At 66.3% G+C, this 18,074-nt stretch carries 18 protein-coding genes; 5 read left to right on the top strand and 13 right to left on the bottom strand.

Features of this window, described 5'->3' with window-relative positions; translation table 11 throughout:
- The first annotated feature begins 13 nt into the window (after positions 1-13).
- The 3 genes from JHD82_RS02960 to JHD82_RS02950 are packed head-to-tail and all read left to right on the top strand — an operon-like array spanning position 14 to position 1,895.
- A complete protein-coding gene (locus tag JHD82_RS02960; RefSeq protein ID WP_012204847.1) occupies positions 14-430 on the top strand; it encodes a hypothetical protein in 417 nt (138 codons plus the stop codon).
- 30 nt (positions 431-460) lie between these two features.
- Positions 461-1,045 carry an RNA polymerase sigma factor gene (locus JHD82_RS02955; RefSeq protein WP_199135359.1) on the top strand — a complete coding sequence of 195 codons (585 nt, stop codon included), beginning with the start codon at positions 461-463 and terminating at the stop codon, positions 1,043-1,045.
- Between the two features lie 10 nt (positions 1,046-1,055).
- Complete coding sequence (locus tag JHD82_RS02950) at positions 1,056-1,895, top strand: anti-sigma factor (protein WP_199135358.1); 840 nt, start codon at positions 1,056-1,058, stop codon at positions 1,893-1,895.
- Between the two features lie 15 nt (positions 1,896-1,910).
- Here JHD82_RS02950 and JHD82_RS02945 read toward each other — a convergent pair whose 3' ends face one another.
- Positions 1,911-2,606: a DAPG hydrolase family protein gene (locus JHD82_RS02945; protein ID WP_012204844.1), complete on the bottom strand. Its 696-nt coding sequence runs from the start codon at positions 2,604-2,606 to the stop codon at positions 1,911-1,913.
- Positions 2,607-2,742: 136 nt separating this feature from the next.
- Between JHD82_RS02945 and JHD82_RS02940 the strand changes: the two genes are divergently transcribed.
- Positions 2,743-3,408 carry a TetR/AcrR family transcriptional regulator gene (locus JHD82_RS02940; protein WP_199135357.1) on the top strand — a complete coding sequence of 222 codons (666 nt, stop codon included), beginning with the start codon at positions 2,743-2,745 and terminating at the stop codon, positions 3,406-3,408.
- A gap of 66 nt (positions 3,409-3,474) precedes the next feature.
- Here JHD82_RS02940 and JHD82_RS02935 read toward each other — a convergent pair whose 3' ends face one another.
- The 4 genes from JHD82_RS02935 to JHD82_RS02920 all read right to left on the bottom strand — a co-directional run bounded on the left by JHD82_RS02935 (position 3,475) and on the right by JHD82_RS02920 (position 7,490).
- Positions 3,475-4,566: an enoyl-CoA hydratase/isomerase family protein gene (locus JHD82_RS02935; RefSeq protein WP_141833593.1), complete on the bottom strand. Its 1,092-nt coding sequence runs from the start codon at positions 4,564-4,566 to the stop codon at positions 3,475-3,477.
- Positions 4,567-4,708: 142 nt separating this feature from the next.
- Positions 4,709-5,752 carry a tripartite tricarboxylate transporter substrate binding protein gene (locus JHD82_RS02930; protein ID WP_199135356.1) on the bottom strand — a complete coding sequence of 348 codons (1,044 nt, stop codon included), beginning with the start codon at positions 5,750-5,752 and terminating at the stop codon, positions 4,709-4,711.
- Positions 5,753-5,794: 42 nt separating this feature from the next.
- Positions 5,795-6,292 carry a MaoC family dehydratase gene (locus JHD82_RS02925; protein ID WP_012204840.1) on the bottom strand — a complete coding sequence of 166 codons (498 nt, stop codon included), beginning with the start codon at positions 6,290-6,292 and terminating at the stop codon, positions 5,795-5,797.
- 1 nt (position 6,293) lies between these two features.
- Positions 6,294-7,490 (bottom strand): CaiB/BaiF CoA-transferase family protein, encoded by a 1,197-nt coding sequence (locus JHD82_RS02920; protein WP_199135355.1) that lies wholly within the window; start codon positions 7,488-7,490, stop codon positions 6,294-6,296.
- Positions 7,491-7,573: 83 nt separating this feature from the next.
- On the opposite strand from JHD82_RS02920, the gene JHD82_RS02915 reads away from it, so the two are divergent.
- Entirely contained in the window at positions 7,574-8,461 is an 888-nt protein-coding gene (locus JHD82_RS02915; RefSeq protein ID WP_012204838.1) for a LysR family transcriptional regulator, read from the top strand.
- 167 nt (positions 8,462-8,628) lie between these two features.
- On the opposite strand, the gene typA is transcribed toward JHD82_RS02915, so the two are convergent.
- The 8 genes from typA to JHD82_RS02875 all read right to left on the bottom strand — a co-directional run.
- Positions 8,629-10,455, bottom strand: coding sequence for a translational GTPase TypA (gene typA, locus JHD82_RS02910; protein ID WP_012204837.1), 1,827 nt, complete (start codon positions 10,453-10,455; stop codon positions 8,629-8,631).
- 23 nt (positions 10,456-10,478) lie between these two features.
- Positions 10,479-11,444 (bottom strand): tRNA pseudouridine(55) synthase TruB, encoded by a 966-nt coding sequence (gene truB, locus JHD82_RS02905; protein ID WP_199135354.1) that lies wholly within the window; start codon positions 11,442-11,444, stop codon positions 10,479-10,481.
- 4 nt (positions 11,445-11,448) lie between these two features.
- Complete coding sequence (gene rbfA, locus JHD82_RS02900) at positions 11,449-11,820, bottom strand: 30S ribosome-binding factor RbfA (protein WP_012204835.1); 372 nt, start codon at positions 11,818-11,820, stop codon at positions 11,449-11,451.
- A 6-nt stretch (positions 11,821-11,826) separates the two neighbouring features.
- Positions 11,827-14,688, bottom strand: coding sequence for a translation initiation factor IF-2 (gene infB, locus JHD82_RS02895; RefSeq protein ID WP_034392162.1), 2,862 nt, complete (start codon positions 14,686-14,688; stop codon positions 11,827-11,829).
- A gap of 23 nt (positions 14,689-14,711) precedes the next feature.
- Positions 14,712-16,199: a transcription termination factor NusA gene (gene nusA, locus JHD82_RS02890; protein WP_012204833.1), complete on the bottom strand. Its 1,488-nt coding sequence runs from the start codon at positions 16,197-16,199 to the stop codon at positions 14,712-14,714.
- Positions 16,200-16,286: 87 nt separating this feature from the next.
- Entirely contained in the window at positions 16,287-16,865 is a 579-nt protein-coding gene (rimP, locus tag JHD82_RS02885; protein ID WP_012204832.1) for a ribosome maturation factor RimP, read from the bottom strand.
- Between the two features lie 265 nt (positions 16,866-17,130).
- The gene (locus tag JHD82_RS02880; protein WP_199135353.1) at positions 17,131-17,532 is read right to left on the bottom strand and encodes a thioredoxin family protein; all 402 of its coding nucleotides are present in this window, start codon (positions 17,530-17,532) and stop codon (positions 17,131-17,133) included.
- A 9-nt stretch (positions 17,533-17,541) separates the two neighbouring features.
- Positions 17,542-18,074 (bottom strand): cytochrome c (locus JHD82_RS02875; protein WP_233174599.1); only part of this gene is annotated, 533 nt, incomplete at its 5' end.

Genomic DNA, 18,074 nt, shown 5'->3' with positions numbered 1-18,074 from the left:
ACCGGAGACAGCGATGAAGAAGCTCGGCATGAAACTTGGTACCTGTGCCTTCACGGCAGCCCTGACATTGACCCTGGCAGGCTGCTATTCCGCGCCTGCGGCCAACGCCTCTGGCCAGACCCCGCCCAGCGCGGTCAGCGTGCAAAACGGCATGCTGGTCGGCGCCAACGGCATGACGCTCTACACCTTCGACAAGGACACGGCCGGCAGCGGCAAGTCCGTCTGCAACGGCCCCTGCGCGACCAACTGGCCGCCGCTGATGGGCAAGCAGGCGCCGTCCGGCGGCAACTACAGCGTGATCCAGCGCGACGATGGCAGCAGCCAGATCGCCTACAAGGGCAAGCCGCTGTACTACTGGGTGAAGGACGGCAAGGCCGGTGACACCACGGGCGACGGCGTCATGGGCGTCTGGCATACCGCACGCCCCTGATTCCAGCCGCATCCGCCTTCGGACCTGCCCATGGACCGCAGCCAGATCCTGGAGCACCTGCCCGGCCTGCGCCGCTATGCGCGGCTGCTGGCAGGCGATGCCTGGGCCGCCGACGACCTTGTGCAGGACACGCTGGAGCGTGCCTGCCGCAAATGGCTGCTGTGGCGCCCCGGCGGCGATCTGCGCGCCTGGCTGTTCACGCTGATGCACAACCTCTACCTGAACCAGCGGCGCTCTGCCGCGCGCGGGCAGTGGCTGGACATAGACAGCCTGTCCGAGACCCTGGCCGCACCCGAGGACAGCAGCGACGCGGCCCTGGACCTGGAGCGCTGCCTGCAGCGCCTGCCCGCCGAGCAGCGGGCCGTGCTGCTGCTCGTCAGCGTGGAGGACATGAGCTACGCCGACACGGCGCGCGTGCTGCAGCTGCCCCTGGGCACCGTGATGTCGCGCCTGTCGCGTGCACGCTCCCGGCTGCGCGAATTGATGGAGGCCCCATCGGCCACCTCGGCCATCTCGGCCACCTCGGCCTCCTCTGCAGCGCCTGCACAGTCAGCACCGACTGCCAAGGCCGCAACCCCCCAAGCCGCAGCCCCCGCGCTGCGCCGGCTCAAATGACGAGGCCGCCATGACCGCATCCGCCCCCACCCCTCTTTCATCTTCCTCGCCCTTGCCCCCGCCCATTTCCGACGAGCAGTTGCACGCCCTGGTCGATGGCCGCCTGCCCGCGCAGCAGGCGCAGGCGCTGCGCGACCAGCTGGACGAAGACAGTGCCGCGCGCGTGGAGCAATGGCAACGCCAGCGCCAGTTGCTGCGCGCCCTGCATGCTGCCCGGGACGAACCCGGCATGCCCGACGAAATGCGCGCCGCCGCCGAACAGTTGCAGGGCCTGCACCAGCGCCAGCAGCAGTGGTGGCGCTGGGGTGGCATGGCCGCGGGCTGGATGCTGGCCTTCGGCCTGGGCTGGCTGGTGCATGGGCAGCAGGCGGTGCCCGCCGCCGCGCCATCAACGGCGGCCACGCTGGCTGCCGCCACCCCGGCCCGCTTCGCCCACCAGGCGGCCGTCGCCCACGCGGTCTACCAGCCCGAGCAACGCCACCCGGTCGAGGTGGAGGCCGCGCAGCAGGCCCATCTGCAGCAGTGGCTGTCCAAGCGCCTGGGCCGGCCGCTGAAGCTGCCGGCACTCACGGACCTGGGCTATGAGCTGGTGGGCGGCCGATTGCTGCCCGGCGACAGCGGCGCACGCGCCCAGTTCATGTACCAGGACGCGGCGGGCGAGCGCATCACCCTGTACCTGGGTGCGCTGGAGGACCCGGCCACGCGCGGCGAGACCGCCTTTCACTTCAGCAGCGACGGCCCCGTGCCCAGCTTCTACTGGGTGGACCAGGGCTTTGGCTATGCGCTCAGCGGCGCCCTGCCGCGCAACCGGCTGCTGCAGCTGGCCACGGCCGTGCACCAGCAGCTTTGAAGCCTGGGGCCACGTCTACCAGGGCAGCGGCGCCGCCTCGCCGTTGCCATGCTCGCCGTAGTACAGCGAGGGCAGGAAGCGCGACAGATAGGTGAACTCCGTGTAGCAGTGGCGCAGCAGGCCCAGGCCCAGCGCGTCGGGCAGCTCGGCCGCCGGGTCGGCGCAGGACTGGCCCAGCAAAAAGCGGCTGCGCAGCACGCAGCCAAAAGGCGTGTCACGCGCCAGGTGCACCATCTGCCCGTCCATGGGGTCTCCGCTGGCGTCCAGCTGCACATGCTCACCAAAACCGATGCGCGCATACACGGCGGCCGAGGCGCGTTTTTCGGCAAAGGCCAGCTCCAGCTGCGCAGGGTCGAACAGCTCGCGCGGATCGTGGAACTTGAGCCTGGCCGCCACGGGCGGAATATCGGCCAGGGACTCCACGGCCTCGATGGACGCGCCGATGTAGCTCTCGCCCTTCTTCCATTGCGCATCCCAGCCGCGATGCGCGATGTGGTCGTGCGGATGCCACCACTTGATGTGCTGCGTGGTCTCGAAGAACTTGAACCACCAGTCCAGCATGCGGCCGCTGCAGCCATGCAGGTCGGTGCGGCAGGCCACCACCAGGCAACCGCTGGGCAGGCGCTGGATTCCCGTCTCCAGCCGCAGCGGCGTGATGTGCAGCAGCTCGTCGATGCGGGAAATGTCGGGCTCGAAGGCATGGGAGTTCATGGGTGTTTTCCGTTCCTGGGTTGATGAGGAAAAGCCATCTTATATTAAAGAAACGAACGACGTTTCCAAACAATCGGATAATCCCTGACGGGTAACAAAATGCTGCACAACACCGAACGGAACGACAAGAAATCCAATGGAATCCGAAATCACTCCTGCGGCCCCAAGGCCGCGCGGGCGGCCGGCCCGGCCCGAGCACGAGGCCAACGATGCCGCCCTGGCCGCCGCCACCTGGCTCTTGCTCAACGAAGGCTATGCCGCCACCACCATGGAAGCCGTGGCCAGGCGCGCGGGGCTGGCCAAGAAGACGCTCTACCGCTTTGCCGCCAACCGCGAGGACCTGGTGGCCCTGGTGGTGCGCAGCTGGACCGACGGTTTCCGCCCTGCCCTGTCGGCCGATGCGCAATCGGCCTCAGAGGTGGCCCCAGCGCTGGCCGAGATCCTGCGCGTGATTGCCGCGCGCGTGCTGTCGGCCGATGCGGTGGGCATGTTCCGCCTGCTCACCACCGACTTTCCCGCCAAGCCGGAGCTGCTGGAGGTCTACCAGCGCAACGGCATAGAGCGCGGCCGCGGCATGCTGGTGGACTGGCTGCGGCGCCAGTGCGGCAAGGGGTTGCTGCGGGCCGAACAGCCCGAAGTCGTCTGCGACCTGCTGCTGTCCATGGTCATTGCCGAGCCGCTGCGGCAGATGGCCCTGGGCCTGACGCCGCCCGTGCCCGAATGGGATCCGGGCCCGCGCATTGACGACGCGGTACGGCTGCTGGCAGGCCATTCCTGCCGCATGGAGCCTGCGGATCGTTGAATGAAAAAAGGCCACCCGGCATGGCGCCGGATGGCCTTTTGGAAGCCTGAACGCTCTGCGCCGCGATCAGTCCAGCGCTGCCAGCGGATGCGAATGCGCCGGCCAGGGGCTGTCGAAGAAGGCGCGCCATTGCGCGTCCTGCACGTCTTCGATGCGCGCGGGGTTCCAGCGCGGGTGGTGGTCCTTGTCCACGGCCAGTGCGCGTATGCCTTCGATGGTCTCGCTCTGGCCCGGGCGCAGGTAGAAGCAGTGGCGCACCATGTCGCGCTCCATGCGCAGGTCCTGGGCCAGCGTCATGCCGCGCGCGCGGCGAATCTGCTCCAGCACCACGTGCAGCATCAGCGGCGAGCGCTTGCGCAGCGTGGCTGCCGTGTGCCGGGCCCACTCGCCATCTGCCGCTTCCAGCGCCTGCACCATGGCAGCCACCGTGGGCAGGGCAAACACGCGGTCGATCTCGGCGCGGGGCTGGGCCGCCGGCTTGGCCGGGGCCGTGAACTTCGACTTCACCAGGGCCTCGACGGCCGCTGCATCGGCAAAGCTGCCGGCGGCCAGCGCGTCCCACAGCGCAGGCTGCTGGTCCGAGGGCAGGTAGCCATCGGCCAGGCCGAAGTCCAGCGCATCGGCCGCGCCGATCACGTCGCCCGTCAGCGCCAGCCACTCACCCGCGTGACCCGGGCAGCGCGAGAGGAAGTAGCCGCCACCCACATCGGGGAACAGGCCGATGGCCGTCTCGGGCATGGCCATCTTGGTGCGTTCGGTGACGATGCGCAGCGTGCCGCCCTGGCTGATGCCCATGCCGCCGCCCATGACGATGCCGTCCATGAAGGCGATGTAGGGCTTGCCAAAGGTGTGGATCAGGTGGTTGAGCGCGTACTCCTCGGTGAAGAAGTCCTCCAGCTGCGGATTGCCCGTGCTGCCCGCGCCATGCAGGAAGCGGATGTCCCCGCCCGCGCAGAAGGCGCCGAAGACCCCTTCCTTGCCCATGCCTCGGATGGCCACGGCCAGCACCTGCTCATCCTTTTGCCAGGCCAGCAGGGTGGCCAGCAGATCGCGCACCATGCCCAGCGACAGCGCGTTCAGCGCCTTGGCCCGGTTCAAGGTGATCATGCCCATGCGGCCCCGCACTTCGCTGAGGACTTCGCCGGCAGCTCCCGTCATATCTTGCTCCTTGTTGCTATGCATGCCCTGCCCCGGCAGCCCGGGGCAATGAGCCGCAACCATAGCTGAAAAACCGCGCCCGCCCCTGACAAACAGGTGCCAATTTGCGCAACTGCGCGACAAGCGCCGCAACGCCCCGCACTCAGTCCAGAGAGACGCCCGTGCTCTTGACCACGCCGGCCCAGCGCTTGATCTCGCTGCGGATGTAGGCGCCGTATTCCTCCGGCGTGGAGCCCAGGCCTTCGGCGCCCTGCAGCTGCAGCTTCTCGACCACGCCCGGGTCCTTGAGCGCGCGCATCAGCTCCTGGTTGAGCCGCTGGATGATGGCGGCCGGCGTTTTGGCCGGCACCATCACGCCCTGCCAGGCCCCGGCCTCGAAGCCGGACATGCCGCTTTCGGCCAGCGTGGGTGCATCGGGGAAGTTGGGCAGGCGCTTGGAGGAACTGACGGCCAGCAGCTTGAGCCGCCCTTCCTTGATGAAGGGAGCGACCGAGTTGATGGTGTCGGTCATGAAGTCGATCTGCCCGGCCACCAGATCCACGTCGGCCGGCGCGCTGCCCTTGTAGGGCACGTGGCTGGCCTCGATCTGGTAGTGCTGCACGACCTGGAAGGCCGCCAGGTGGGTGACGTTGCCGTTGCCGGCCGAGCCATAGGACAGCTGGCCGGTCTTGTCCCTGGCATGGCGCACGAACTCCTGCACGTTCTTCACCGGCAGCTTGGGATTGACCACCAGGCCCAGCGGCACCACGGCCGTCAGCGCCACGGGCATCAGGTCCTTGCCCACGTCGTAGCTCATCTTCTTGTAGAGCGACGGGCTCAGCGCAATGGACGAGGTGTTGTAGAGCACGGTATAGCCATCGGGCGCGGCCTTGGCCACCAGGGCATTGCCGATGTTGCCATTGGCTCCGGGCCGGTTGTCCACGATCACGGTCTGGCCCAGTTGCTGGCCGACCTGCTGGGCCAGCACGCGCGCCACCAGGTCGGTGGGGCCGCCCGGCGGGAAGGGCACGACCATCGTGATGGGCTTGCTGGGCCAGGGCTGCTGCGCCAGCGCGGCGCCGGGCAGTGCCGCCCCCACTGCCACCGCCGCAGCCACCGCCGCTGCCGCCGCAATGGGGGCAGCCAGGGTGACCAGCGCCATGCGGCGCCCTCTTTTGCGGGCCGCCTTGTCGATCTGCTTGTCCATGCTTTTGTCTCCTGATGTCGTTATGGGAATGCTTGTGGCCGCCTAGCTGCGCCCGGCCAGCAGGCGCACGGCCGTGTATTCCATGACCTTCTGGTGGCCCTGGTTGAAGACCTCGATGCGCGAGGTGACGACGGCGCGGTTGCCCTTGGAGGTGGGCTTGATGGCGGTGACTTCGACCAGCGCCTCGATGGTGTCGCCCACCAGCACGGGGCCGAGGATCTTCTGGTGCAGCTCCAGCATGGCCAGGCCCGTGCCCTGGATCATGCTTTGCAGAATGAAGCCTTCGATCAGCGCATAGGTCATGGCGCCCGGCACGGGGCGGCCGGCAATGGCGCCGCCGTCGTAGCCCTCCTCGATGAAGATGGCCTCCAGCATGCCCGTGGCGTTGATGAAGGCGACCAGGTCGGACTCGGTCACGGTGCGGCGGAAGGTGCGCAGCTGCTGGCCAACCTGCAGGTCCTGCCAGAAAAAGCCCTGGCCCATGCGGGGCACGGCGTTCCAGGCGGCGCCAGGGCGGGGCTGCGGGGTGTTCACTGTCATCTCATGTCTCCTGTTGCGTGATCTGCAGGCCGGCGATGCGCTCGGCGCTCCAGCCCGCCTGGGCCAGCAGCGCCGCCGTGTGCTCGCCCAGGCGCGGTGGCATGCCCATGGGCGCCTGCCGGCCATCCATGCGCACGGAGGAGCGAGGCAGGTGCACGGTGCCCATGGCGGCGTCCTGCAGCGGCACGAAGAACCCCGTGGCCTGCAGGTGCGGATCGGCGGGCAGATCGTCCATGCGCGCCACGGGGGCGGCGGGAATCTCCAGGCGCTGGCAGGTGTCCAGCCAGTGCTGGGTGCCTTGCAGCGCCACATGCTCGCCCGCGGTCTCCAGCAGCTCGGCAATGTGGGCCGTGCGGCTGGCCTGGCTGGCAAAGCGCGCATCCAGGGCCAGCTGCGGCTGGCCCACGGCGGCGAAGAAGCGCTGCCAGTGCGCATCGGTGTACGGCATCATGCAGACGTGGCCGTCCAGCGTTCGGTAGGGCTTGCGCCAGGGCGCCATCACGCGCGGATAGCCTGCGCCGCTGAGCGCGGGGCTGAAGTGCATGCCGTAGAAATGCTCGACCAGGTTGAAGCCCACCATGGTCTCGTACATGGGCACTTCCACAAAGCAGCCATGGCCGCTGCGCTCGCGCTGGAACAGCGCCGCCAGCACGGCATGCGCGGCCACCAGGGCGCAGGTCTTGTCGGCCGCAATGGTGGGCAGGTAGCGCGCCTCGCCCGTCTGGCGCTCCATCAGGTCGGCCAGGCCGCTCATGCCCTGGATGACGTCGTCATAGGCGGGCATGCCCGCATAGGGGCCGCCTTCGCCAAAGCCATGCAGGCCTGCATAGACCAGGCGCGGATAGCGTTCGCGCAGCGTTGCGGGGTCCAGGCCCAGCGGGGCCAGCTTTTGCGGGCGCATGCTGTGCATGAACACATCGGCCGTGGCCAGCAGCGCATGCAGGGCCTGGCGCGACTCTTCCTGCTTGAGGTCCAGCACCACGCTCTTCTTGCTGCGGTTGGTGCCCATGAACATGGCTGCCATGCCGGGCTCCACGGCCGGGCCGGTATGGCGCGTGGAGTCGCCGGCCGGCGGCTCGATCTTGATGACTTCGGCGCCATAGTCGGCCAGCACCTGGCTGGCCAGCGGCCCGAACACCACGCTGGACAGATCCAGCACCCGAATCCCTGTCAACGCAGCCTGCACTGTGGTCTCCATGTTGCTTCAGGGAGCCAGTATTTGATATCTTCAAAGCTGCGTCTAAGACTTAATTCAGCATCTCTGATACACGGTAGATATCAATGGACCTGCGCCAACTGCGTCACTTCGTCACCCTGGCCCGCACGCTCAACTACCGGCAGGCGGCCGAGCAGCTGCACATGTCGCAGCCGCCGCTGTCCCAATCCATACGCCGGCTGGAAGACAGCCTGGGCGTGCAGCTGTTCCAGCGCGACCGCCGGGGCACGGCGCTGACCGAGGCAGGCCTGGCGGCCCTGGAAAGTGCCGAGCTGGCCCTGCACCATGCGCGCCAGATGCAGGAGGTCTCGCGCGCCACGGCCGGCGGCGAGCGCGGACGCCTGCACATAGGCTTCATAGGCTCGGCCACGTTCTCGTTGATTCCGCGGCTGGTGCAGGCCTTTCGCAGCGAATATCCGCTGATCGACCTGGTGCTGACCGAATCGACCACGCGCGAGATCTGCGCGCAGGTGGCCAGCGGCGATTTCGATGCCGGCCTGCTGCGCTACCCGGTGACGCAGGCCACCGACCTGTCCATCACGCCCGTGGAAAAGGACGAGCTGGTGGCCGTGCTGCCCGAAGGCAACCCGCTGCTGCAGCGGCCCGCCTTACGGCTGCGGGACCTGGCGGACCAGCCCTTCATCAACTACCGCCCCAGCGAGGTGCCAGGCCTGCATGCGCTGGTGGTGCTGGCCTGCCAGAACGCGGGCTTCATGCCCCAGGTCAAGCAGCATGCCGTGCAGGCGCAGACCTTGGTCAGCCTGGTGGGTGCGGGCCTGGGCGTGGCGCTGGTGCCAGCCGTGGTGGCCAAGGGCAGCACGCCGGGGGTGGTGTTCCGCGCGCTGGCAGATACCGAGAACCTGCCCTCCATCGGCCTGGCCCTGGCGCTCAATCCGCAGCAAAGCGCAGCGGCCGGGCAGCGACTGCGCGAGTTGCTGCTGCAGCTGCAGTAGCAAGCAGTTGCAAGCAGCAGCAGCAGCAGCAGCAGCAGCAGTTCCTTTGCCGTGGCGCCCGCACGCCTGAACGGCGCGCCACAAAAGACAAAGGCCGCAGATGCGGCCTTTGACAGTCAGGGCGGTGAAGCCATGCGGCTTGCGTGCGCCCTTGGTCGCAACAGCGCTTATGCGCCGCGCGAAGCGCGCTTGCGCTCGTTCTCGGACAGGTGGCGCTTGCGAACGCGGATGCTCTTGGGGGTGATTTCCACCAGCTCGTCGTCCTCGATGAATTCCACCGCGTATTCCAGCGACAGGTCGATCGGGGGCGTGATCTTGATGGCATCTTCCTTGCCGGAAACGCGGAAGTTGGTCAGCTGCTTGGTACGCGTGGCGTTGACCACCAGGTCGTTGTCACGGCTGTGGATGCCGATGATCATACCTTCGTACACGGGATCGTTGGCCTTGACGAACATGCGGCCACGGTCGTCCAGCTTGCCCAGGGCGTAGGTGAAGATTTCGCCTTCGTCCATGGAGATCAGCACACCGTTCTTGCGGCCGCCGATTTCGCCCTTGTGCGGCTCGTAGCTGTCGAAGATGTTGGAGATCAGGCCGGAACCACGGGTCAGGTTCAGGAATTCGTTGGTGAAGCCGATGAGGCCACGCGCAGGAATGCGGTACTCCAGGCGCACGCGGCCGCGGCCATCGGGTTCCATGTTGACCAGCTCGCCCTTGCGCTCGCCCAGGGCCTGCATCACGCCACCCTGGTGGCCTTCTTCGATGTCGGCCGTCACCAGCTCGATAGGCTCGTGGCGCACGCCGTCCACGTCGCGGTAGACCACGCGGGGCTTGGACACGGCCAGCTCGTAGCCTTCACGGCGCATTTCTTCCAGCAGGATGGTCAGGTGCAGTTCGCCGCGGCCCGACACTTCGAAGATGCCGTCTTCGTCGGTTTCCTTGACGCGCAGGGCCACGTTGGAACGCAGTTCCTTTTGCAGGCGGTCCCAGATCTGGCGGCTGGTCACGAACTTGCCTTCACGACCTGCCAGCGGCGAGGTGTTGACGCAGAAGTTCATGGTCAGCGTGGGCTCGTCGATCTTGAGCATCGGCAGCGGCCGGGGGTTCAGCGGGTCGGTCAGCGTGACGCCCATGCCCAGGTCGGCGATGCCGTTGACCAGCACGATGTCGCTGGGACCGGCTTCGGTCACTTGCACGCGGTCAATGCCCTGGAACTTCAGAACCTGGTTGATGCGGCCCTTGTAGCTCTTGCCGTCAGGACCTTCCATGACCAGCACGTCGGTCGAAGGCTTGAGCGTGCCGGAGGTGATGCGGCCCACGCCGATACGGCCCACGAAGGTGGAGTAGTCCAGCGCCGAGATCTGCATCTGCAGCGGAGCGGCAGGGTCGCCCTTGACGGCGGGGACGTGCTTCAGGATGGTGTCGAACAGGGCCGACATGTCGGGGCCCCACTGTTCGCCCGGAGCGCCTTCTTCCAGCGAGGTCCAGCCGTTGATGCCCGAGGCGTACACCACGGGGAAGTCCAGCTGCTCGTCGGTGGCACCCAGCTTGTCGAACAGGTCGAAGGCGGCGTTGACCACGTAGTCGGGACGCGCACCGGGCTTGTCCACCTTGTTGACCACGAGGATGGGCTTCAGGCCCAGGGCCAGTGCCTTCTTGGTCACGAAGCGCGTCTGGGGCATGGGGCCTTCCTGCGCGTCGATCAGCAGCACCACGCCGTCCACCATGGACAGGGCACGCTCCACTTCACCGCCGAAGTCCGCGTGGCCGGGTGTGTCGAGGATGTTGATGTGCGTCTCGTTCCAGCTCACGGCGCAGTTCTTGGCCAGGATGGTGATGCCACGCTCGCGTTCGATGGCGTTGTTGTCCATCACCGTGTCCACGACTTTCTCGTGCTCGGCGAAGGTTCCGGATTGGCGCAGCAGCTGGTCCACCATGGTGGTTTTGCCGTGGTCCACGTGGGCGATGATCGCGATATTGCGGATTTGTTTGCTCATAGTGTTTTCCCATTGCCGCTGCGTCATGGGCGCGGCGTGTCTTCCAAAATCTGTTGAATTTCCAGTGAACTGAGCAGGCGCCCGGGGATGAGTTCCCCACGCACCACGCGCCCCACTCCCAGCAGAGCCTGTGGGTTCTCGCCATACACAGCCACCGCCTCGGCATCGGCCCAAGCGCCCTTGCGGGGCAGGCCCGTGAGAAAACGGGCCGCATCTTGCTCGCCCAGCGTGACAGCCGTGTGGCTGGCCAGTAGGGCGTCGACAGGCTGCAACTGCTGCAGACGCTCGCCCTCGCCCATGGCGGCCAGCGCCTCCAGCGAGATACAGCGCTCGACACCCAGCCCCCCGGTGTCGATACGGCGCAGCGCGCGCAGGTGCGCGCCGCAGCCCAGGGCCTCGCCCACGTCCTCGGCCAGCGTGCGGATGTAGGTGCCCTTGCTGCAGGTCACCTGCATCCGGATCGCAGGCAGGCCTTCGCTGTCTTGCGTCAGCGAAAGCTCCAGTGCGTGGATTGTCACTTCGCGCGCCGGGCGCTCGACTTCGATGCCGGCACGCGCATATTCATAGAGAGCCTTGCCGTCCTTCTTGAGAGCGCTGTACATGGGTGGCACCTGGCGGATCGCACCCGTGAACTGCGCCTGCACGGCGGCCAATCGCTCGGCCGTGAGGGCGGCGAGGTCAACGGCGCGCTCGCGCAGCACCTCGCCCTCGGCATCGGCCGTGGTCGTGGTCTGGCCCAGGCGCGCAATCGCCTCATAGGTCTTGGCAGCTTCAAGCTGCAACTGGCTGAACTTGGTCGCCGCACCGAAGCACAGCGGCAGCACGCCGGTGGCCAACGGGTCCAGCGTGCCGGTGTGTCCGGCCTTTTCGGCGCGCAGCAACCACTTGACCTTTTGCAAGGCGTCGTTGCTGGACAGCTCCAGCGGTTTGTCGAGTAGCAACACCCCATGCACAGGGCGCCGCTGCACCCTTGTGCGTGGCGCGTTCATGGGGCTACTCTTCCTTTCCGCGCGAAGAAACGGCCTTGGCGATCAAGGCGTTCATGTCGGCCGCACGCTCGGAGGTGCGGTCGTAGATGAAGTGCAGCGTGGGCACTGTGTGGATGTGCAGGCGCTTGAACAGGCCATTGCGCAGGAAGCCTGCGGCCTGGTTCAACGCTTCCTGCGTCGCCTGTGGATCGCCCACGAGCAGGCTGAAGTAGACCTTGGCGTGGGCATAGTCCGGAGTCACCTCCACGCTTTGCAGCGTGACCATGCCCACGCGCGGGTCCTTCAACTCGCGCGCGATCAGCTCTGCCAGATCACGCTGGATCTGGTCAGAGACTTTGAAGCTGCGATTCGGCGCAGCGGACTTGCGTGTTGCCATGGCGAATTACAGCGAGCGCGCGATTTCCTTGATCTCGAACACTTCGAGCACGTCGCCTTCGCGAATGTCGTTGTAGTTCTTGAGCTTGATACCGCACTCGAAGCCTTCCTTGACTTCCTTGACGTCGTCCTTCAGGCGCTTGAGCGATTCGATCTCGCCCGTGTAGATGACCACGTTCTCGCGCAGCAGGCGGAAATGCGCATTGCGCGTGACCTGGCCTTGCGTGATGTACGAGCCGGCCACGGTGCCGATCTTCGAAGCCACGAACACGGTGCGGATCTCGGCCATGCCGATGATCTCTTCCTTGCGCTCGGGAGCCAGCATGCCGGACATGGCCGCCTTCACCTCTTCGACTGCGTCGTAGATGATGTTGTAGTAGCGCAGGTCCACATCGTTGCTCTCGGCCGTCTTGCGCGCCTGGGCATCGGCCCGGACGTTGAAGCCGATGATGATGGCCTTGGAGGCCAGCGCCAGGTTCACGTCGGACTCGCTGATGCCGCCCACGCCCGAGTAGACCAGCTGAACGCGGATCTCGTCGGTCGAGAGCTTGAGCAGCGATGTGCCCAGCGCTTCCTGCGAGCCCTGCATGTCGGCCTTGATGATGATGGGCAGGGTCTGGACCTCGCCTGCACCCATTTCGGCAAACATGTTCTCGAGCTTGGCAGCCTGCTGGCGGGCCAGCTTGGTGTGGCGGAACTTGCCGGCGCGGTAGGTCGCGATTTCGCGGGCACGACGCTCGTCCTGCAGCACCATGAAGTCGTCGCCGGCCTGGGGCACGTCGGACAGACCCTGGATTTCCACCGGGATGGAGGGGCCGGCAGACTTGGTCTGCTTGCCGTCTTCGTCCAGCATGGCGCGCACGCGGCCGTAGGTCTGGCCTGCCAGCACCACGTCGCCCACCTTCAGCGTACCGGACTGCACCAGCACCGTGGCCACAGGGCCGCGGCCCTTGTCCAGCTGGGCTTCGATGACCAGGCCCTTGGCAGCGGCTTCCACGGGAGCGGTCAGCTCCAGCACTTCGGCCTGCAGCAGAACCTGCTCCAGCAGCTCGTCGATGCCCTGGCCGGTCTTGGAGGACACGGCGATGAACGGGGACTCGCCGCCGTACTCTTCAGGCACCACCTGCTCGGCCACCAGGCCTTGCTTGACGCGGTCGAGGTTGGCATCGGGCTTGTCGGCCTTGGTGATGGCAACCACGATGGGCACACCAGCCGCCTTCGCGTGCTTGATGGCTTCCTTGGTCTGGGGCATCACGCCGTCGTCGGCCGCGCACACCAGGATGACGATGTCGGTGGCCTGGGCACCACGGGCACGCATGGCCGTGAAGGCCTCGTGGCCCGGGGTATCCAGGAAGGTGACGATGCCGCGGGGCGTCGTCACATGGTAGGCACCGATGTGCTGGGTAATGCCACCGGCTTCGCCCGACGCCACCTTGGTGCGGCGGATGTAGTCCAGCAGCGAGGTCTTGCCGTGGTCCACGTGGCCCATGACGGTGACCACGGGAGCACGCGACTCCTGGGCAGCTTCCTGCTGGGACACTTCCTCGGCCGTGAAGGCTTCGGGATCGTCCAGCGCGGCGACCTTGGCCGTGTGGCCCATTTCCTCGACCACGATCATGGCCGTGTCCTGGTCCAGAGGCTGGTTGATGGTGACCATCTGGCCCATCTTCATCAGCACCTTGATCAGCTCGGACGCCTTGACCGACATCTTGTGGGCCAGTTCGGCCACGGTGATGGTCTCAGGCACGTGCACTTCGATGGCGCGGAATTCCGCTGCCGCGCTCTGGTGCTGACCGTCATGACGGTCATTGCCACGACGGCCGCCACGCGGGCCGCCGCGCCAGTTGGAACGGCCACCCACGCCACCGGAGCTGTCGCCACGGGTCTTGATTTCCTTCTTCTTGCCATCGCCAGCCCAGCTCGACGAGAGCTTGGCGGACTTGACTTCCTTGCCGGCACCGGCAGGCGCACCCGCACGCGCACCGGCTCCACCGGTGGTCGTGCCAGCGGGCTTGTGCAGCGTGGTCTTCTTGGCATCGCCGGCAGCGGGCGCTGCAGGCTTGGCCACGGGCTTGGGCTCTTCAGGCTTCTTGGCCACGAGCACCTTCTTGGGCGCAGCCATCATGGCGCGAATGGCTTCGGCCTCGGCCAGCGCCTTGCGGCGGCGGTCTTCCAGATCCTTGGCGCGTTCGGCTTCCTCGGCCGCGCGGGCCTTGGATTCTTCCTCGGCCTTGACGCGAGCCGCAACCTGGGCTTCGGCGCGCGCGGCCTGGCCTGCAGCCTGCTCACGCGAAGCTTCCTGCTTTGCGCGGTTGGCCTCGAGGATCTTTGCGGCTTCTGCAGCCGCATAGGCGCTTGCGCGCTCTTCGGCTTCTCGCTCGCGTTGTTGAACTAGTTCGCGCTCTTCGCGCTCACGGCGTTGCTGTGCCAATTCTTCCTCCTCGCGGCCGATCATTTCGGCCTGGCGACGTGCTTCCCCTTCGCGGCGCACCAGATCCTGGGACTCGCGCTCCGATGCCGCGCGCTGCTCCTGGGCAGCGGCAACGACAGCGGGATCGGAGGCACCCTCGGCGACCTCGTCACGCTTGACGAAGGTGCGCTTCTTGCGCACTTCCACCTGGATGGTGCGGGCGCGGCCCGACGAATCGGCCTGCTTGATCTCGCTTGTGGACCGTTTGGTCAGCGTGATCTTCTTGGCGCCACTTCCGTGGCTGGCCTGCAGATGGCTGAGCAGTTGCTGCTTGTCGCCGTCGGTCAACGCATCCGATGCGTTGTCCTTGGCGACGCCTGCAGCCTTGAGCTGCTGCAGCAACGTGTCAGGGGTCTTGTTGAGCTCTCTTGCAAACTCGGCAACCGTATTACTGGACATATATGCTCTGAACCTCCCTGACCTTACTCTTGCCCTTCGGTGAACCAGTGTTCACGCGCCTTCATGATCAAAGCCTTCGCTTCTTCCTCGGTCTGCCCGGTCAGCTCGGTCAACTCGTCGATGGCCAGATCGGCCAGATCGTCTCGGGTGTGCACATCGGCCTCGGCCAGCTTGTCCACGATCTCCGGAGTCATTCCCTCGAGCGTCAGCAGATCCTGCGACACTTTGCCCACGTTTTCCTCGTGCGCGATTTCCTGCGTCAGCAGTGCATCTTTCGCCCGGGTGCGCAACTCGTTCACCGTCTCTTCGTCGAACGCCTCGATTTCGAGCATTTCCTGCAGCGGCACATAGGCCACTTCTTCCAGGGTCTCGAAACCTTCCTCGATGAGGATGTTGGCGATTTCCTCGTCCACATCGAGCTTTTCCATGAACAGCTGGCGCGCAACAGCGGACTCGTCCGCCTGCTTTTGCGCAGACTCAGCCGCGTCCATGATGTTGATCTTCCAGCCGGTGAGCTCGGAAGCCAGGCGAACATTCTGACCGCCACGGCCGATGGCGATGGCGAGGTTTTCCTCGTCAACCACCACGTCCATGGCATGCTTTTCCTCGTCCACAACGATGGACGACACATTGGCCGGAGCCAGCGCGCCAATCACGAACTGTGCAGGGTCTTCGGACCACAGCACGATGTCCACGCGCTCGCCAGCCAGTTCATTGGTGACGGCGTTGACACGGGTGCCTCGCACGCCGACGCAGGTGCCGATGGGATCGACACGCTTGTCATGGCTGAGCACGGCGATCTTGGCGCGGCTGCCGGAATCGCGAGCGCAGCTCTTGATCTCCAGCAGGCCCTGCTCGATCTCGGGCACTTCATTGCGGAACAGCTCGACCATGAACTCGGGCGCCGAGCGCGACAGGATGATGGGCGCGCCGCGCAGCGTGGCGTCCACTTCCATGATCATGGCCCGCACGCGGTCGCCGTTGCGCAGGTTTTCCTTGGGGATCATCTCGTTGCGGCGCAGGCGTCCTTCGACACGGCCGGCCTCGACGATGATGTCGCCCTTGTCCATGCGCTTGACGGTGCCCGTGAAGATCCGGTCGCCGCGCGACAGGAACTCGTTGAGCAGCATTTCGCGCTCGGCGTCACGGATCTTCTGCAGGATGACCTGCTTGGCCGCCATGGCGCCGATGCGGCCGATGGGCACCGACTCGATCTCTTCCTCGATGTACTCGCCTTCGGAGATACCGGGGACGCGGTCCTGTGCGTCCATCAGCATTTCTTCGGCATCGGGGTTTTGCAGGCCCGCATCATCGGGCACCACCAGCCAGCGGCGGAAGGTGTCGTAGTTACCGCTATCGCGATCGATGGCCACGCGGATGTCCACCTCACCTTGGTACAGCTTCTTGGTGGCCTGGGCCAGGGCCGATTCCACTGCACCGAACACCAGATCGCGCTCCACGTTCTTTTCGCGCGAAATGGCTTCTACCAACATCAACAATTCGCGATTCATGCGACGACTCTCCTATTTCAATCACACAGGAAGGGGATGGCAGTGCCCTTCCTGCCCCAATGATTCGACGTACCCTGCCTGCTCCGATCAGACCGGCTTGGCAGAACGCCCCTTGAAATCCACGATGGGAGCCAGACGCGCCTCGCGCAGCTCCTCCAGAGTGAAGCCCAGCGCCTGCAGGGGCGCGGGAACACGCTTTTTGCTGACCTTCTGGCCAGGCTTGACGGGTGGCTCGTCGCTCCAGACGATCTGCCAGCCACCATCTTCGGCACGCTCCAGCGTGCCGCGGAATTTCTTGCGATTGGCGCTGACCTGCCCTTCAGCGGCGGCGCCGATGGGCTCCTTGAGGGTCAGGTCGATGACTTCACCGACAAAGCGGGTGAAGTCCTGCTCGTGCCGCAGGGGGCGGTCGATACCAGGGGAGGAGACCTCAAGGCGCGTGTAATCTGCGCCATCAACCTCAAGCGCGAACTGCAGCTGGCGCGTGATCTTCTCGCAGTCCTCGACTGTCACGAACTGCTCCGGCACCACCGGCCCGCCCTCCACCGGGGGCTGCCAAGGCAAATCAATTGTGACGCGCAACAGCCCGCCCGCGGAGCGTTCTATTTCCACCAGGTCATAGCCCAGACCTGTCACGGTTTGTTCAACGATTTGCTGTAGTGCCACGTGTATTTAAATTCAGTCCTGCAAACACAAAAGACCCGGAACGCCCCTGAAACATTGGCAGCAGCCATGTCCCAACAGCGCCGAGCCCCATGGCAATCCCGAAGGTCGCCCGAAGATCGCCCAAAAAAAAGGGCGGTTGGTACCCGCCCGTTTGGTCGTGAATATGCCATTGTATCCGCAAACGACCTTCAGGCCAAGCCCGCCCCGCACAAAAGCGGGGACAGGACGGGGCGCTCAGGCCCGCCCGCGCACCCTTGGCCCGGCGTCAGGCGCCAACGCGCTCCAACGCCTGCGCCGACTGGAGCCGCCGCAAGAGGGCCTGCGCCTCGGCGGGATCGGCAGGGGCCGCGCCCGGATCCTGGGCCAGTGACTGCAGCATGCGCGCCACAACCCCCGCCTGGGGCAGCACCGGCCCCAGAAAACGTGCGCGATCGCCATCGGCCACCAGCAGCGAGGGGAAGGTTTCGATGTCCAGATCTCCGGCCACGTCCTCGCGGTCCTCGACATCAAGCCAGACAAAGCGCATCTGCGGGAACTGGCTTGCCAGTTCCGCAAACGTGCTTCGGTATTGGTTGCAAACGCCGCACCATTGCGCGCACAGGCAAACCACCCACCAGGGGCGGGTGGCGTCGCTGTCGTCCGGCAGCTTGCCGGCCATTGAATCCATGAAAGCCCCTCAGAAACCACGCCCTTCCCGGGCGCGATAAACCTCCATGTTACCGATTTCCGCTGCCTTGTTGCCCCAGGCGTTGCGCACATAGCTGGCCACGGCGGCCACCTGTGCGTCGGACAGCACATGACCGAAAGGCGGCATGCCGTGCGGCTGCGGCTGCTGCCGGGTGGAGGGTGGGTAGCCCCCCTCCAGCAACACCAGCAACAGGTTGCGCGGCTCGGCCAGGGTCACGGAGGCATTGCCCGCAAGCGCGGGAAACGCGCCCGGCGTTCCCTGGCCCTCGGCACCGTGGCAAACCGCGCATTGCCGCTCGTAGATGGCCCGCCCCAAGGCCATTTGCCCGGATGGCACGGGCGCGGCAGCAGGCCTGCTCCTGTCTCTTATACACATCTGACGCTGCCGACGAAATGCGAACAAAAAAAGGGGGGGGGGGGGGGGGGGGGGGGGGGGGGGGGGGGGGGGGGGGGGGGGGGGGGGGGGGGGGGGGGGGGGGGGGGGGGGGGGGGGGGGGGGGGGGGGGGGGGGGGGGGGGGGGG

It is taken from the genome of Delftia sp. ASV31 (assembly GCF_016428765.1).
Classification (GTDB): domain Bacteria; phylum Pseudomonadota; class Gammaproteobacteria; order Burkholderiales; family Burkholderiaceae_C; genus Comamonas; species Comamonas acidovorans.
The sequence above is the reverse complement of the archived record's forward strand: the minus strand, read 5'-3'. Positions and strand labels throughout refer to the sequence as shown.

What these genes read in the sequence shown, in the direction of transcription:
- rbfA (WP_012204835.1), bottom strand. Translation starts at nt 11,820, where the DNA reads ATGGCAACACGCAAGTCCGCTGCGCCGAATCGCAGCTTCAAAGTCTCT.
- truB (WP_199135354.1), bottom strand. Translation starts at nt 11,444, where the DNA reads ATGAACGCGCCACGCACAAGGGTGCAGCGGCGCCCTGTGCATGGGGTG.
- JHD82_RS02880 (WP_199135353.1), bottom strand. Translation starts at nt 17,532, where the DNA reads ATGGATTCAATGGCCGGCAAGCTGCCGGACGACAGCGACGCCACCCGC.
- JHD82_RS02915 (WP_012204838.1), top strand. Translation starts at nt 7,574, where the DNA reads ATGGACCTGCGCCAACTGCGTCACTTCGTCACCCTGGCCCGCACGCTC.
- JHD82_RS02925 (WP_012204840.1), bottom strand. Translation starts at nt 6,292, where the DNA reads ATGACAGTGAACACCCCGCAGCCCCGCCCTGGCGCCGCCTGGAACGCC.
- JHD82_RS02960 (WP_012204847.1), top strand. Translation starts at nt 14, where the DNA reads ATGAAGAAGCTCGGCATGAAACTTGGTACCTGTGCCTTCACGGCAGCC.
- nusA (WP_012204833.1), bottom strand. Translation starts at nt 16,199, where the DNA reads ATGAATCGCGAATTGTTGATGTTGGTAGAAGCCATTTCGCGCGAAAAG.
- JHD82_RS02955 (WP_199135359.1), top strand. Translation starts at nt 461, where the DNA reads ATGGACCGCAGCCAGATCCTGGAGCACCTGCCCGGCCTGCGCCGCTAT.
- JHD82_RS02930 (WP_199135356.1), bottom strand. Translation starts at nt 5,752, where the DNA reads ATGGACAAGCAGATCGACAAGGCGGCCCGCAAAAGAGGGCGCCGCATG.
- JHD82_RS02940 (WP_199135357.1), top strand. Translation starts at nt 2,743, where the DNA reads ATGGAATCCGAAATCACTCCTGCGGCCCCAAGGCCGCGCGGGCGGCCG.
- JHD82_RS02935 (WP_141833593.1), bottom strand. Translation starts at nt 4,566, where the DNA reads ATGACGGGAGCTGCCGGCGAAGTCCTCAGCGAAGTGCGGGGCCGCATG.
- JHD82_RS02920 (WP_199135355.1), bottom strand. Translation starts at nt 7,490, where the DNA reads ATGGAGACCACAGTGCAGGCTGCGTTGACAGGGATTCGGGTGCTGGAT.
- JHD82_RS02945 (WP_012204844.1), bottom strand. Translation starts at nt 2,606, where the DNA reads ATGAACTCCCATGCCTTCGAGCCCGACATTTCCCGCATCGACGAGCTG.
- typA (WP_012204837.1), bottom strand. Translation starts at nt 10,455, where the DNA reads ATGAGCAAACAAATCCGCAATATCGCGATCATCGCCCACGTGGACCAC.
- infB (WP_034392162.1), bottom strand. Translation starts at nt 14,688, where the DNA reads ATGTCCAGTAATACGGTTGCCGAGTTTGCAAGAGAGCTCAACAAGACC.
- JHD82_RS02950 (WP_199135358.1), top strand. Translation starts at nt 1,056, where the DNA reads ATGACCGCATCCGCCCCCACCCCTCTTTCATCTTCCTCGCCCTTGCCC.